Consider the following 15,963-nt stretch of genomic DNA (forward strand, 5'->3'; position numbering starts at 1 on the left):
GAATCATGAGCGAAAGTTCTGCTCACTTTTTTCTGGACTGATCAGTTCAGATATGTTATATTTCAATGACGGGAGGTGTTACTTATCGCTAGGACAAAAGAATTTAACAAAGATCAAGCGCTGCATCAAGCCATGCTATTGTTTTGGAAAAAAGGATACGAAGCGGCTAGCATACCAGATTTACTAGAAGTGATGGGCATTAGCAGATCCAGCCTTTACGATACATTTTCCGACAAGCAAACCTTGTATACAGATGCCCTTGAGCATTATAAAAAGGGGAATTTCAATAAGCAGGCTATTCTTGAACAGGCATCAAGCGTTAGAGATGGAATTCTTCAATTTTTTGAGTATCACATTGCTTCAGCATACGATACCAGCCTGCCGGGCGGATGTTTTGTTACGAATGTAGCTACAACATTGGAGTCGCCAGATGAAAAAATTAATGAGTTGATAAAGACTAGTTTTTTGGAATTAGAGCAAGCTTTTTGTGACCTTTTAGAAAAGGGCCAGCAACGGGGAGAAATTGATAAAACGACTGATATCAAAGTGTTATCTTATTTATTGCTGAATTTACATCAAAGCATAAATATTATGGCCAAAGCAGATCAGCACCCGGAACGTGCAAAAGAGATGATTAGCTTTGTAATTGCAGGAATCTAATTTTTTTTAATTATTTTGGAACGATCGTTCCGTTATCATGTTTCCCATATTATGAAGGTGATAATTGAAGAGTATATGTTAGACTATATTTTTTTTGATTATTTCGGAACGATCATTCCGTTATTGAGAAGTCCATCAAAATAAGGAGAGGTGTCTAATGAAAGTATCGTTTATTGGGCTTGGAAATATGGGACTACCAATGGCCCAAAATCTATTGAAAGCGGGTTATGAATTAGTCATCTTTAATCGGACCCCTGAAAAAGTTGAACCCTTAATGAAACAGGGAGCACGATATGCCAAAACACCGCTAGAGGCAGTGAAAGAAAGCAATCTTGTAATTACCATGCTTTCTGATGATGCTGCTTTGAAGGAGGTCGTCGAGGGACCGAATGGTGTACTGAATGGATTATCGGAAAATGGAATTCACATCTCTGCCAGTACAATCAGCGTAGATCTGGCTCGAAAATTATCCGTCTCGCATGCGGAGCGAAAGCAACACTTTGTGTCTGCCACGGTGATGGGGCGCCCAGATGCCGCTAAAGAAGCTAAATTGCGTATTATTTTAGCTGGTCCGGAACAAGCAAGACAACGGGTACTTCCCGTTTTAACAGCAATGAGTCAAGAGATAGTAGAGATTGGGGATCACGGCGAAGAAGGGAACGTTGTAAAAATTGGCGTTAACTTTCTAATTGCTTCAATGCTGGAAGCTTTGTCAGAAGTGCAGCTAATGGTAGAAAAGCACGGTATTGATTCGTCCCAATTTATGAATGTTGTAAATGCTCTTTTTCAGTCTCCAATATATCAGAACTATGGAGCGATCATGAGCGAACAGCGCTTTGAACCGGCCGGTTTTAAAATGAAGCTTGGGTTAAAAGATGTTGCATTGGCTATTGAGGCAGCGAAGTCCGTTCAAACTCCTCTACCTTTAGGTCAGCTTATCCACCATCACTTGTCTGAGGGAATTGCCAATGGTTATGGTGAGTTGGATTGGACGGCTTTAATCCGTTGTCTTGAGCATTCTTCTTAAGAAATTGGGTTGTCACCGATGATGTCGGACAAATCGCAAGAGAAAATATAAGGAGAGATTAACTATGGAAATAGGTGTTACTTCGTTCATAGAAACAAAGCCAGATACTGAGACCGGAGTGGTGATGAGTCACGCACAACGATTACGTGAAGTCGTCGAAGAAATCGTCCTTGCGGATCAGGTAGGACTAGATGTGTTTGGCATAGGTGAACATCATCGTGAAGATTATGCAGCTTCATCACCAGCAGTGGTGTTATCTGCTGCGGCCCCCCTAACAAAGCGGATTCGATTGACGAGTGCTGTGACGGTCCTTTCATCAGCTGATCCTGTCCGTGTGTTTCAGGATTTTGCCACGCTGGACGGCTTATCCAATGGACGTGCCGAGATTATAGCGGGCCGGGGTTCCTTTGTTGAATCTTTTCCGCTTTTTGGTTATGACCTGCATGACTATGAGGATTTATTTAATGAAAACATTGAGCTGCTTCTGAAAATACGGGAATCTGAGAAAGTAACATGGAGTGGAGGACATCGATCAGCGATAAATAATCTGGGTGTATACCCGCGCCCTGTTCAGCACTCTTTACCCGTATGGATTGGTAGCGGCGGTACTCAGGAGTCTGCCGTACGTGCAGGACTTCTGGGTCTGCCATTAGTCCTGGCGATTATCGGTGGAAATCCAACCAATTTTGCGCCGCTTGTACAACTGTATAAAAAGGCGGCAGCTCATGCCGGACATGATGTTTCGCGGCTTCAGGTAGGTTCACATTCCATTGGATTTGTTGCAGAAGATACGGAACAGGCGGCAGAACTCTTTTTTCCGTCTACCCAGTACGGTATGAATAAGCTCGGTAAAGAACGGGGGTGGGCGTACTATGATCGTTCCAGCTATGATGCTGCCCGACGCTTTGATGGTGCGCTGTATGTAGGGGATCCGGAAACAGTCGCCCAAAAAATTATCCATCTGCGTAAGCATGTAGGGATTACACGATTCATGATGTATGTTCCCTTAAGTACGATGCCGCATGAGTTGGTTATGCGGGCTATAGAACTGCTCGGTACAGAGGTTGCGCCGCGAGTACGAGAGGAAATTGCCAAGTGGGAAGCTCAAATGGGATAAGGATTATCTATGAATAAAACGTAAACGAACGAATTCATTATTTTATTTGGAGGGATTATCATGAGTAATGAAACACGTATACTACCAGAATTAAGAGAGGTTTATTCACAATTTCCTGGGTTTGAATTGGAGAAGAATTTAGAGTGGAGCAGGAGCTTAGTGTCAGCTGCATCCGTGAAAGGATCAGAGCATGTAAACACAACCAGTCGCAAAATCCCGAGGGATGGAGGCGAGATGCTGGTGAAAATTTATGAACCTGCCGGGCGAACGAATGACTTGTTACCTGCCATGCTATGGATTCACGGGGGCGGATACGTGTTAGGACATCCGGATATGGACGACGAATTATGCGAACGTTTTGTTCAGACAGCTGAATGTATTGTCGTATCGGTTGATTATAGGCTTGCTCCCGAGCATCCTTATCCGGCGGCGATCGAAGATTGTTATGCTGGATTGGTATGGATGACGGAGGAGGCAGCCTTGCTTGGCATTGATGTGAATCGGGTTGCAATTGCCGGTGCTAGCGGTGGTGGCGGACTGACAGCAGCACTCGCGCTGATGGCGCGTGATAAAGGAGGACCCTCTCTTATTTTCCAAATGCCATTATACCCGATGCTTGACAACCGTAACATCACACCGTCCAGTCATGAGATTACAGAAGCAGGCGCAATCTGGAACCGAACAGACAACATAGCAGCTTGGAACATGTACCTGGGCGAGGAGAGCGTTGGCAGAGGAGAATCTACTTATGCAGTACCCTCGAGAGCGGAGAACTTGGCAGGTTTGCCGCCAGCCTATACTTGTATAGGTCAGCTCGATCTATTCCGAGACGAGACAATGGAGTATGTGGCACGACTTGCACAAGCAGGTGTAGATGTTGAATTCCACCTGTATCCCGGTTGTTTTCACCTTTTCGAAATTTTCGCTCCAGAAACAGAAGTGAGTCAGCGCGCTGTTCAGAGCTATATGGATGCGATGGCCCGGGCACTTCACCCTAACTAATTACTGAGACTAAAGTAAACAGCGAATACGCAGAAAAACTTGATTGGTTATTTAAGTAGAGACACGTAATTATTCGGGAAAGATTCATAAAAAAGATGAGGTTGTTGATTTTTAAAAACAGCCTCATCTTTTGTTATATATTATTGATTTTAAAAAAGGCTTAGATTACTATCGTATTGTTCATTGGAAGCTTATTTTTTCAATTTTTATTTAGATGATGCAAAACAGTTTAAATATTGATAGGGTAGGCTTATATATTTGTAGGCTACTTGATCCAAATTATATCTAGTGATAAGGAGAATACAACATGTGGGATAAAATTAAGGGTGGGCTTTACGGCTTATTGATTGGAGATGCTCTTGGTGTCCCCTATGAATTCAGATCAGCGGAGCAGCTCCCACCTCTGAAGCATATTGAGTTTACTCCTCCTGTGGGCTTTCAGCCCACCTACCGAGATGTCCCTGCAGGCACCTGGTCGGATGATGGTGCGCAGGCACTATGTCTGCTGGAGAGTCTGATCGATAAAGGTACACTGGAGCTAACTGATTTTGCAGACAAATTGGTCGATTGGTATCACGAAGGTAGATGGGCAGTAGCCCAACAAGTTTTTGATATTGGGATACAAACCAGTCGTACGCTGACTACTTATTACCATGGAATGTCCCCTTACGAGAGTGGCAATACGGTTCCTGATGGGAAAGGGAATGGAGCGCTGATGCGCGTGCTACCACTTGCCTTGTGGCATAAAGGAACAGACGAGCAGCTCGTTCAAAACGCACATACTCAATGCCTTGTAACTCATGGACATATCTGTAATCAGGTATGTTGTGCCTTGTATGTGTTAATTGCACGTGAACTGTTGCAAAAGCAAGACTTCAATCTGTGCTACCGAACTGCTCTTAGCAAGCTTCGAAAGATCTACCAGCAGATGCCTGAGCATGAACGGGAGCTTGAAGAGAACATTCAGCCTGATAAAGTATTCTATGGCGAAGGATCTGGTTATGTCGTGGATTCCTTGTTCAGTGCATGTATGATCCTCCAAACCTGCACTTCCTACGAAAATGCCGTCAAACGAGCAGTTGCCTTAGGCAACGACACGGATACAACGGCCTGTATCACAGGCGGTCTTGCCGGAATCCGATATGGCTATGAGCATATCCCTCAGCGCTGGATCAACCAGCTGCGAGAGACAGATCTGGTTGATCAACTGCTGCTCCGTCTTCAATCTGCATGAGGAGTACTAAGTTCTATTAGCATTAACTATGAGGAGGAGTGGGAATGAACGCAGCAGTACAGAGGTTTTTAAACGATGTGTGGAGCGAGATGATGACCATATATAACAAAGAGACTATAAGAATAAATGAATTCATAGGCAATCGTCAGCTTCAGGCTGGGATAAAGGATTATCTCCAAGTAGCTTGGCGTGAAGGAAAAATACATATTGATGTTGAAGAACCGCTTGATTGGACGGACAGCTCTTATGAAATCGAAGCAGGTCCTTATATCGCCGAGCTCACGGATGAATTAATTAGATCTGAACTTTACCCGGCATTATGCAAGAGAGTGGAGGAGCTTTTTTTATCAGATAAACTAGGTCCTCGTTTTTTTGATTACCGATTCCAGATCGTACTTTCCTTTGAAATGGAAGACGAAGACTTAACGCTTTGCGTGCATCTGGTAAACGAAGAGAAGCTGAACGAACTCCGCAAATCATTACAGAAGTTTATAACATCCAAAATCATGTCTGATCTTCCGGTATTGCCGAGTGTTGATGACCAGTTTTTCTTTTCTCATCACTTGATGAATCCTGATCTTTTGAAGCAGGAAGAGAATGCGGTTGGCCCATTAATAGAGCGTTTGTCCGACAAGCTCAGAAGTAATAGGGGACGCTTAGACGAATGGACTGGCCAGTATACTTCGGCTATGGATGATTGGATTCAGAATGTTTTTCTTCCTCGCCATTTTGTGCGTACAGGCAGCTTTAGAATGGATTGGATACCTAAAGAGAATATGGCGATTATGGATCCGAATGCAGATCAACTTTCCTTTTTTGTATATGCCGCTCTGCAAATTGGAAAAACGAAACCGGACATCCGGGAACAATATTTGAAACTTGCTGTCCAGCTTGGTTCAAAACGCGCAGCGGAGTATATTCAGGGGGGAAGCGGGAAATTCACTCCAGTATATAAAGGAACCCGTGTTGAAGTTGATAATAATGATGTAACCCAGAGCATTGAAATCCGGATTTTGACCGAGGAGGAAACAGCTTATGGAGAAGCATTAGATCACATTAACGAATTGCTGCAGCAAGGATTTCCGAAGGAATATTACCTGAAGCTTAAAAGCACACAAAAGAACTATCTTCCTCTAAAAAAAATGGCTAAATCAGGTCTTCATCAGTTTTTTGCTGGTGCACTCGCATATCCGGCTCTATATCCTAAGCTAGCTGCGTATGCGAATATCGCTATGGAGCCCTATGCGTGGTACAAGGACACAAATCCGGGTGAAAAGTCGGTCATGCCTGGTACCTATGCTGTACTCGGATTAGGATTATATAGCAAGGAATATTTTTCACTCATCTCTCGTTATATGGAGATGGTAGATACGGAGCACCAAATGATACAGGATGGTTATGCGGAGGCCTTTATTGATGCGCACGGTGTAGAGGCTGAGCTTATACCAGTCCTAGTAGACATTCTGCTAGCAGGAAATGAGGAAGCAAGATCTGTCAAAAACTTCGTGATCGATCGGGCCGAGCTAGCAGAAGTGCTGCTTCGAGAGGTGTCTCCTAAAGAAATATATGAACGGGAGCAGGTTCTATACCGGATATTCGGAAGTCGAGCAAAGCTGGAAAAAGCCGTGAAGTCAGAGCAGACGGAGCATGAGCTTAGAGTTATTCTATCAGAGCTGCTGACTCTTATAAGTTGCTGATGCTATATAGAGATAAGTGAAGCTAGGATCTGAAATAGATCTTGGCTAAAGGAGGGACACAAATGAGTAACCTAACCTCTCAAAATTGCAATCTAAATATATGGTATTACCTATCAGATGAAGTCTGGGATAAAGTAACTAATATATATGAGAGTATGCCAGGTTGGATAGGATATAAAAATGGAATTCCCTATTGGTTCGGGCAGGAAGATGATGATATTTTTATTGTGGCCTCAGTAGAGCCAAGTGGATTATCATTTTATGCACAGATGAGTAATGGTGATTGGAATTCTTGGATAGAGAGATTTAAATTGGAAGCGACAAAAGTATTAGGATTTGATGTTGGTGAACCCGAAGACGGGTTTATCTGATGTAGTGCACAATTTAATTGTGGAGATGATTTCGTGTTTCAATATAATGTGTGTTTTTTAAAGAGTGACGACCGTATCTTAATGTTGAATCGTGAAAAACCACCAATTATGGGCGTGTGGAACGGTGTTGGCGGTAAAAATGAAGTAGGCGAAAATGCTGATGATGGTGCAAAACGTGAAGTATTAGAAGAAACGGGTATTAAAGTAAGCAAATACTATTCAAAAGGTATCATTACCTGGGATAAAAATGGCGAGGAAAAAGATGGATTGTATCTGTACTTATTCGAAGTAGATAAGAATTTAGGAAATCAGCCCATACAAATAACGAGAGAAGGTATTCTCGATTGGAAACAAATTGATTGGATATTGAACCCAAGTAATTTAGGAATTGCTGAAATGGTAGCTCAATATTTACCTGTTCTCTTAGAAAAAGAGGGTGATTATTTATTTAAGTATAAAGACGGAATAGTAAACCTTATAGAGTGAGAATTATAAAATACATACCTAAAAAAACAGTTCACCTATTGGTACGTTAGTTGAACAAGATTGGAGGAAACCCCTTTTATTAGGGGTCTTCTTTTATTTTCACACAATTAAAGTTAGTTCTGTTGAGAAGCCTTCTGGACTTCCAAACGCATACCTTACTGGCGACGAGTTCAATTATCCCTAGAGCAAAGGGCTTATGCTTGATCCTATAACGAACCATTACAAATGAATAAGTACCTGTCTGTAGAAATAGGAAGAATTCACTTGCCCTTCGCAGGATTTTCTGTTATTTTTGATAGTAACAATATGTTATTAACAAAATGATACTAAGTAAAACTTATGTTTTTCACTCTATGAATGAGTCGAAAAAGCGGAGGGATGCAAGATGAAAAAGGTGGCGGGTAGCTGGAATCTGTTCGAAATTACGTGGTTGGTACTGTTTACCTCAATCGCTGTCGGGTTTACGGTGATAACAAAGGACTCTTTATTCGGATTCACGGTTTTTATTACTGGGGTGTTATGCGTGGTGCTTGCGGCGAAGGGCAACCTGATGAGCTATGTTTTCGGCATGTACAATACCGTCGGTTACGCTTATTTGGCCTATATTAACGGTTTGTTTGGAGAGGTTATGCTCAATCTGCTATTCTTCGTTCCAATGAATGTCATTGGCTTCTACATGTGGAAAAATAATCGCCAAAAAGACGGTAGACTGACCATGCGGCAGATGGATCTTAGAAGTCTGCTCCTCGTTGGGATGGTCTGTGTAATCGGCTGCTTGCTCCTCGGATTTGGTCTTTCGTTCATTCCGGGACAGAACTCGCCTTACATCGATGCTACTACGACGGTGCTGTCTGTTGGGGCGACCTTCTTAATGGTTAGAAGATTCAAGGAACAATGGCTGGTCTATATCGTGCTAAATCTCTTTACGGTGCTATTGTGGGTGATTCGTATGCTGGAGGGTAGCGGAGAAGGCCTGCTGATGATCGTGATGTGGAGCGCGTATCTGGTCAACGCAGTATACGGGTACTATATTTGGAATAAAGGGGCTAAGGAGGTGGCGGCATGAAAACGCTTGGACTAACACTGGGGAAGTTTGCCCCGCTGCATAAAGGCCATCAGTTCATGATCGAGACGGCACTACAAGAAGTCGATGAATTGATCTTGGTCATTTACGAAACGACGGTCACCCCGATCCCGCTTCATGTCCGGGCAAATTGGATTCGCAGGCTCTATCCGGAAGTCCGGGTAATCGAGGCTTGGGACGGTCCGGACGGGTATTCGGATGACAGGGAGCATGAGATTCGGGAAGAACAGTATATACTCGGTTTGCTAAACGGAGAGCAAGTAACGCATTTTTACTCGAGCGAGTTCTACGGCAAACATATGAGTCTCTCTTTGGGTGCAATAGACCGGCGGGTGGATGAAGCCCGAGAGCGGGTTCCGATCTCAGCGACGATGGTCCGTTCCAATCCATATAAGTACAGGGAGTTCGTAAGTGATATCGTGTACCGGGATTTGATCACGAAAGTGGTGTTCGTTGGAGCGATGTCGACGGGGAAGTCGACGATCACCGAAGCGCTGGCACGGCGATATTGCACGACGTTCGCGAACGAATACGGACGCGATTATTGGACCGAACATCAGGTGGACCGCCGAATCGGCTTGGAAGCGTTCGATGAAATCGCGGTGGGTCATATCGAGCGCGAAGAACAGGCAATACTTGAGGCGAACCGGGTTCTGTTCGTCGATACCAATGCGATCACGACGTATATGTTCGCCCTGGATTACCACGGCCGGGCCCCAGAGCTGTTAACCCGGATCGCTCTTGAGAACGCGCAACGTTATGATCTGTTCTTCCTATGCGCTGACGATATTCCTTACGACGATACTTGGGACCGCAGTGGGGATCAGAAGCGGCATGTGTTTCATAAACAGATTATCGCGGATTTGAAGGAGCGGCGGATCCCCTATATTACGCTGCGGGGGAGCCTGGAGGAACGTATTCGCAAGGTTGATGAAGTGTTGGCAAAGTTCGAGCCCTACGGCAACTATTTCGGAGAGCTGAACGGTTAAATCAAATATAAAGGAGGCGTACCCACTTGGATTTGTTGGATAAGGATGGACTTATAGAACGCGAATTTTTGGAGCAATACAGAGCAGAGGATTACGAGCGGCCTTCAGTGACAACGGATATGGTTATTTTCACTGTGACGGAAGAGGATGCTGACAGTTATCGCAAACTGCCGGAAAAAGAGCTACGCGTCCTCCTTATTCGCCGGGGGGCTCACCCCTTCTTGGGCAAATGGGCTCTGCCTGGCGGTTTTGTCCGGCCGAATGAGACGACTGAGCAGGCAGCAGTAAGGGAACTATGCGAGGAAACCGGTGTGGAAGACATTTATCTGGAACAGCTGTATACGTTCAGTGATATCGGGCGCGACCCACGAACCTGGGTGATCAGCTGCAGCTATATGGCTCTGATCAACAGCGACAAGTTGGAGCTTAAGGCAGGAGATGATGCAGCAGACGCCGCCTGGTTCAAGGTATCCTATCGGCCGCTGCGGGAGCAAAAAGAGCTGATTGAGGACGGATACATCAAGACGCTGGAGTACGAACTCAAACTAAGCAGTGAAGAAGAAGAACTTTCGGCGGTCGTGGCAAGGACTATGACAGCGAAGACTACATCGACTGGCACGGATTATGAGATCGTATCGAATGACGGATTGGCCTTCGACCATGCGAAGATCATAGCATGCGCGATTGATCGGTTACGGGGAAAAGTAAATTATACCGATATTGCACTGCACTTGATGCCGATGCTTTTTACCTTGACGGAACTGCAGCAGGTGTATGAGGTAATTATGGATAAAGAGCTGTTGAAGGCGGCCTTCCGGCGTAAAGTAGCAGATCTTGTAGTGGAGACCGATCATTATACCGAAAATGCGGGGCATAGGCCATCCCGCTTATATCGGAGAAATTTGGAGGGTTAACGATGATTTACAATATCGATGAGTTAAGAAAAGTATATAACGAAGGAAAAAAGTTCAAATTCGTATTTTTTTGGGGACATACACCGCCTAAGGACGGGAGCGTCGATAAAAGCTGCTTCAGCCAATGGTGGATGTGCCCGTTCACGGTAGAGGGAACGCAGTACTCCTGCGCCGAGCAGTTTATGATGGCCGAAAAGGCAAGGTTGTTCGGCGATGACGAAATGCTGGAGTCCATCCTTAAAGCTAAGCACCCAAAAGAGATGAAGGCTTTTGGACGTGCGGTCCAAAACTTTGACAAAGATATTTGGGATAAGGAATGTTACGGTATCGTCAAAAGAGCCAGCTTGGCCAAATTTTCGCAGAATCCGAAGCTTAACGATTATCTTAACTCGACGAAGAACCGCATCCTCGTGGAGGCTAGCCCGCGGGACCGTATTTGGGGGATCGGCATGGGCCAGTCCAATCCAGATGCGGAGAATCCCGTGAAATGGCGGGGTAGAAATCTGCTGGGGTTCGCACTGACGGAAGTGCGGGACGAGTTGCTGCGGAGTTAGATTTATACAAGATTAAGAAAATAGACATGATGAAATCAATGAAAGGATGAGGGAAGACCGTGAGATATACCGATTATATCCGCCTGAAAACAGGTAGATACCAATCTGTAGGAAAGTTTGGCGACAATATTTATGCATATGAGGTCCTAACGGGGGTAACCGACTCCCCGGAGTACCATCAAATATCTATGGCGGAATTCGATTCGTTTGAAACTTGGAGCCAAGAGTACATTTCCGATCTTAAAAAAATGTATGAAATCATTAACCGCCCCGTTATCTGCAGCGGCTACTTGGAGAGAGGAGCTTAATACTTCACTGCTTCGTGATATTTAGCTGTAAACTATATCTTCTGCTGAGATTATAGAATCGATTCTTCGGTCAGAGGACAAGAACATAGTCTCAATGGAAGCCGCGCTGGGCGCGGTTTTTTTTATTGGAACAAGTTCTTGTCTTTTGTTCAGGGCAAGAACTTGTGATTGCCGATTCGATGTTCTTCTAAATTTCTCGAAGCGGAAGTCCGCTGAAACGTTCATTTTTACGATATCTGTGTTTAAAGGTGGGGTTGATGCAACGATGACCGTTCATGAAAGCATCCTAGATAAGGATCCTATACATTTATTCGGCCCCTGTCCCCAATGTCACTTAATGATGATATACTTACCTCATGAATTATGATATTGATAATCAATATCAATTGATAGGTGATATATAAAATGGAAAAAGTGAGATGAGGGAGCGCAGATAGATGCAAGACGAAGCAGCAGCAAGCCAGGTATTTACACCGGAGATGATCGATACGATGGCCCATATTTGGACACGTTCGATCATTACATTAATAGACGTGCGTTTTCAGAATGTAGCGTCCCAATACCCGTTGGAGCAGTATAAAATGCCTAGTAGCATGTTTATCTATGCATGTGGAGGAGAAGCACAAATTCAACTGAATGAAACCACATTTGGAATGGAACGCTTTGGTTTAGTTCACGGAGGGAAGGGGAGCCTGCTCAGTATTTCACCTATAGGGGAGAATGTGAAGACCTTTATGGTGTTTTATAAAGCAGAATTACCTCTTTTTTTCAAGAGGCACCTGCAGCAATTACTGGAGGAAGTGAACCCATTTGTTCAACAGTTTGGTTATACACCAAGTAATCCTATCTTGCTACTCGATTGGTTTCAACAGATGATGAATGGCTGGAACCGCGGCAAGGCGATGGATCAGCTGCAGGCCAAAAGTTTTCTATATCAATTGATTCATGGGGTCTACAGAGATTTTGAGAGTGGTGAGATTCGGTATCTCCAGCCAGATCCGGCTTGTTCTGCCAAGATATACCTCGATAAACATTACATGCAGCCGATTATGTTTCAAGAAATTGCCGATATGTTTGGGATCAGTGGCGGGCAATTGACGCGGCTGTTCAAAAAGAAGGAAGGCATGAGCTTACAGGAGTACCTCATTCAGAGAAGGATTGAAGCTGCCTGCCATGACTTGAAGCATACAGAAGCAACCATTAAAGAGATCGCAACAGGATCTGGTTTTGCAGATGAGAAAAATCTGTTTCGGATGTTTAAGAAGTATTACAAGATGACACCAAGTGATTATCGGAAAATAAACGCACTATCCATGCAGGTTGATGGTATTGATAATGATTCTCATTTTCTTTACTATGAGAGGGAACTAGCAGGTCTAGTCCAGTCTTATAGAGAAGGGGAATCAACCATGTTTGGAAAAGTAAGAAGTAAAGAAATGATCTTGGCGGCGGCGATGAGCTTGATGCTGTTATTGTCGGCATGTGCGTCGGGAACGCCATCGAATAACGGGGGAACGGTAAATCCAAACCCTGCACAGACACAACAGACGACACAACCGGAAGTATCGGAGACGAAAGCTTCAGAAGCAGTCTCGCAGACGAGAACGCTATCCACAGTAAAGGGTGACGTTAAGGTGCCTAACAACCCTCAGCGTGTTGTAGTCGATTACTTAGTGGGTGATGTGGTAGCCCTGGGTGTAACTCCTCTAGGTGTGGCGAGAGCAGCAAGGGACGGGAAAGAGGCTGTTTTTGCTAACCAGATTACAGACTCCATTAAAATAGCTATGGAGCCGGAAGATGTCATGACTCTTGAGCCTGATCTGATCATTTTAGCATGGGGTGATGAAAATTATGAAGATTTATCCAAAATTGCCCCAACAATTTATGTCCCTTATGGTGATATGACTACAGAAGAGCGTATACATTTTATTGGCGATGTTTTGAACAAGCAGGAAGAGGCTAAGGCTGTTTTGAGTGCTTATGCCGGAAAAATCGAAGAAGCGAAGTTAGCCCTTCAGAATGCAGGTCTTTCAGACGTGACGATTACTATGGGGGAATTCAGTGATAAAAGTAACTACATCGCTGGAGCCAAACATGCGGTTGGCGAGCTTGTTTATAATGAACTTAAAATGAAGGCACCATCAAAAGTTCAAACTGATATTATTGACGCAGATAAATATTGGGGAGATATCTCTATGGAGGTATTGGCTGCTTACATAGGGGATTATCTAATCGCTATAGGAGATACGGAAGTTCCTACTAATAATGCGGTCTGGAAATCACTACCTGCTGTGCAACATAACCGGATCATAACGGTGGGTACATCGCTATCTTGGTCCACGGATATAATGACTTCCAGTGCATTGATTGATCATATTATCAAACAATTGCTGGCAATGCCTCAATAAGGGTTTTGACAAGGTATTAAGAAGTACTCCAATTTACAAATATGACTGTCAGTAGGTAAGGAAAGGAAAACGTAATGAAAAACAAGCCTGAACAAAAACGCCGTGGGGCGGTGAACTTCACCATGTACATGGTGGTAGGGCTTGGATTAACGGTTCTCATGTCGGCGGCGTCGATTAGCTTCGGTGCCGCCGACATGAGGTTAGCGACTGCATGGGAGGCTATTTTCCGATTTGATCCAACGCTCACTGAGCATCAAATTATTCAAACCCTACGTCTTCCGCGTACCGTAGCCGATCTGATCGTCGGGTGCAGCCTTGCGGTATGTGGGGCTATTATGCAGGGAACGACGCGCAATCCGCTGGCCGACTCCGGGCTGATGGGGATCAGCTCTGGGGCAGCATTCGCGATTGCTCTTTGCCTGGCCTTTCTGCCGGGTTATTCGTATGGGCAGATGATGCTGTTTGCTTGTCTGGGAGCAGCGCTCGCGACCGGGATCACTTATTTCATCGCGTCACTGGGCAAGCGCGGGATGACGCCTCAGCGGCTGGTACTGGCAGGACTGTCCATCTCCATGCTATTTGGCGCACTCAGTCAGTATTTAGCGATCAATTATAACCTGGGTCGAGCATTGGCATTTTGGACGGCAGGCAGTACAGCGGGGGTCAAGTGGGGGGAATTGCTGATTATCTCACCGCTATTTGTTGGTGGTGTGCTGCTGGCGCTGGCGCTATCTCCTTCTGTTACACTGCTCAGTTTGGGGGATGATGTGGCAAGTGGTCTCGGTATTCGTAGCGGACTGGTCAAGGGGTTATCGACGATTATCGTGCTCGTGCTGACTGGATTGGCTGTTGTCTTAGTTGGCCCCATCGGTTTTGTTGGTCTGATTACCCCACATATTGTGCGATACATGATCGGTGTCGACTATCGTTACATTATTCCGGCAGCTGCGCTATATGGTGCGTTGCTGACCGTGTCGGCCGATCTGGCTGGACGCTTGATCAATAAGCCGTTCGAAACACCGATTGGCATTATATTTTCTATCATTGGTGTGCCGTACTTTCTCTTCCTGGCTCGCAAGCAAAGGAGGGAAGCTGAATGATCAAGCAGCGTTATACGGTGCAAAGGGGCATAATCGTCAATATAGTGCTTATGGTGCTCATCCTTATGTTTGCTGTCATTAGCATGAATTCTGGCAAAATGAATCTTTCACCGCTAGAAGTGCTGAATGTTCTCCTGGGAAACGGTACAGACAAGCAAAATCTGATCGTGTTCGATTTTCGCCTGCCACGAATCACACTGTCCATCTTGGTAGGCCTGGGAATGGGAGCGGCTGGGGTCGTGATGCAGAGTTTGCTGCGTAATGACATGGCTAGTCCGGGGACGCTGGGGATTAGTTCGGGATCGGGTTTGTTTGTCCTGTTCTTCGTCGTATTCATCGCATCGACAGGAAAGGGCTCCTTTATAGCCCTGCCACTACTGGCCTTTGTTGGCGGATTGTTGGCGGCGGGATTGATCTTCTTAATATCGTATCGCCGTGGGCGAGATATTTCGCCAATCGGTTTGATCTTAACCGGGGTCGCACTCGGAAGCGGGTATGAAGCGCTGACCACCTTCCTGACTCTCAATCTGAATGATTCGCAGATGGATTTCATGCTGCACTGGCTGGCGGGAAGCTTGTGGGGCGCTGATTGGCGTTATATTTCCGTACTGGCACCATGGGTATTGATTTTACTCGGCTATATTTTCTACAAGTCTCGCATACTCAACACCCTCCATCTGGGCAATCAGACGGCAGAAGGGCTGGGTCTTGCCGTGAAGCAGCAGTTTTTGGGGTTGTCGGTCGCTGCGGTTGCTTTATCCTCTGGCAGTGTGGCAGTGGGCGGAAGCTTCTTTTTCGTTGGCTTGATCGCTCCGCATATGGCAAGAAAACTGGTCGGGCCCGATCACAAATTGCTCGTTCCCGCTGCCAGCCTGACCGGGGGATTAGTCGTGGTACTTGCTGACACGATTACGCGCACGGTTAGCCTGGGGGGAGATGTGCCGACGGGAATTGTCATTACGGTCATCAGTGTTCCGTACTTTCTTTATTTACTATCGAAGGCCAATTAGGA

16 protein-coding genes are annotated in these 15,963 nt (G+C 45.2%); all 16 read left to right on the forward strand.

Annotation, left to right across the window (positions count from 1 at the left end):
- Positions 1-75 precede the first annotated feature (75 nt).
- The 16 genes from NSQ50_RS15930 (at position 76) to NSQ50_RS16005 (ending at position 15,961) form a co-directional block, all read left to right on the forward strand.
- The gene (locus tag NSQ50_RS15930; RefSeq protein WP_232061372.1) at positions 76-660 is read left to right on the forward strand and encodes a TetR/AcrR family transcriptional regulator; all 585 of its coding nucleotides are present in this window, start codon (positions 76-78) and stop codon (positions 658-660) included.
- Between the two features lie 157 nt (positions 661-817).
- Positions 818-1,687, forward strand: coding sequence for an NAD(P)-dependent oxidoreductase (locus NSQ50_RS15935; RefSeq protein WP_036677038.1), 870 nt, complete (start codon positions 818-820; stop codon positions 1,685-1,687).
- 64 nt (positions 1,688-1,751) lie between these two features.
- Complete coding sequence (locus NSQ50_RS15940; RefSeq protein ID WP_036677037.1) at positions 1,752-2,804, forward strand: LLM class flavin-dependent oxidoreductase; 1,053 nt, start codon at positions 1,752-1,754, stop codon at positions 2,802-2,804.
- Between the two features lie 60 nt (positions 2,805-2,864).
- Positions 2,865-3,806 carry an alpha/beta hydrolase gene (locus tag NSQ50_RS15945; protein WP_076223726.1) on the forward strand — a complete coding sequence of 314 codons (942 nt, stop codon included), beginning with the start codon at positions 2,865-2,867 and terminating at the stop codon, positions 3,804-3,806.
- 307 nt (positions 3,807-4,113) lie between these two features.
- The gene (locus tag NSQ50_RS15950; protein WP_036677031.1) at positions 4,114-5,040 is read left to right on the forward strand and encodes an ADP-ribosylglycohydrolase family protein; all 927 of its coding nucleotides are present in this window, start codon (positions 4,114-4,116) and stop codon (positions 5,038-5,040) included.
- Between the two features lie 44 nt (positions 5,041-5,084).
- Positions 5,085-6,737: a DUF6138 family protein gene (locus NSQ50_RS15955; protein WP_076223728.1), complete on the forward strand. Its 1,653-nt coding sequence runs from the start codon at positions 5,085-5,087 to the stop codon at positions 6,735-6,737.
- A gap of 62 nt (positions 6,738-6,799) precedes the next feature.
- A complete protein-coding gene (locus NSQ50_RS15960) occupies positions 6,800-7,108 on the forward strand; it encodes a hypothetical protein (protein ID WP_036677026.1) in 309 nt (102 codons plus the stop codon).
- Positions 7,109-7,141: 33 nt separating this feature from the next.
- Entirely contained in the window at positions 7,142-7,594 is a 453-nt protein-coding gene (locus tag NSQ50_RS15965) for an NUDIX hydrolase (protein WP_036677025.1), read from the forward strand.
- 385 nt (positions 7,595-7,979) lie between these two features.
- Positions 7,980-8,660 carry a nicotinamide riboside transporter PnuC gene (gene pnuC / locus NSQ50_RS15970; protein ID WP_076223731.1) on the forward strand — a complete coding sequence of 227 codons (681 nt, stop codon included), beginning with the start codon at positions 7,980-7,982 and terminating at the stop codon, positions 8,658-8,660.
- Entirely contained in the window at positions 8,657-9,667 is a 1,011-nt protein-coding gene (locus NSQ50_RS15975; RefSeq protein WP_036677020.1) for an AAA family ATPase, read from the forward strand. Before pnuC ends, NSQ50_RS15975 begins: the two co-directional genes overlap by 4 nt.
- Before the next feature lie 26 nt (positions 9,668-9,693).
- On the forward strand, positions 9,694-10,581 hold the full coding sequence (locus NSQ50_RS15980; protein WP_076141273.1) for an NUDIX domain-containing protein: 888 nt from the start codon (positions 9,694-9,696) through the stop codon (positions 10,579-10,581).
- Between the two features lie 2 nt (positions 10,582-10,583).
- Positions 10,584-11,135, forward strand: a complete 552-nt coding sequence (locus tag NSQ50_RS15985) for an NADAR family protein (RefSeq protein WP_038571333.1) — start codon at positions 10,584-10,586, stop codon at positions 11,133-11,135.
- A gap of 59 nt (positions 11,136-11,194) precedes the next feature.
- On the forward strand, positions 11,195-11,443 hold the full coding sequence (locus tag NSQ50_RS15990; protein ID WP_038571336.1) for a hypothetical protein: 249 nt from the start codon (positions 11,195-11,197) through the stop codon (positions 11,441-11,443).
- 437 nt (positions 11,444-11,880) lie between these two features.
- Positions 11,881-13,851 (forward strand): AraC family transcriptional regulator, encoded by a 1,971-nt coding sequence (locus NSQ50_RS15995; protein WP_038571339.1) that lies wholly within the window; start codon positions 11,881-11,883, stop codon positions 13,849-13,851.
- A gap of 74 nt (positions 13,852-13,925) precedes the next feature.
- On the forward strand, positions 13,926-14,951 hold the full coding sequence (locus NSQ50_RS16000; protein WP_051490946.1) for a FecCD family ABC transporter permease: 1,026 nt from the start codon (positions 13,926-13,928) through the stop codon (positions 14,949-14,951).
- Positions 14,948-15,961 (forward strand): FecCD family ABC transporter permease, encoded by a 1,014-nt coding sequence (locus tag NSQ50_RS16005; RefSeq protein WP_036677010.1) that lies wholly within the window; start codon positions 14,948-14,950, stop codon positions 15,959-15,961. The genes NSQ50_RS16000 and NSQ50_RS16005 overlap by 4 nt, the downstream gene beginning before the upstream one ends.
- Positions 15,962-15,963 lie beyond the last annotated feature (2 nt).

The sequence above is a fragment of the Paenibacillus sp. FSL R10-2788 genome (assembly GCF_038003885.1).
Lineage (GTDB): Bacteria > Bacillota > Bacilli > Paenibacillales > Paenibacillaceae > Paenibacillus_AQ > Paenibacillus_AQ odorifer.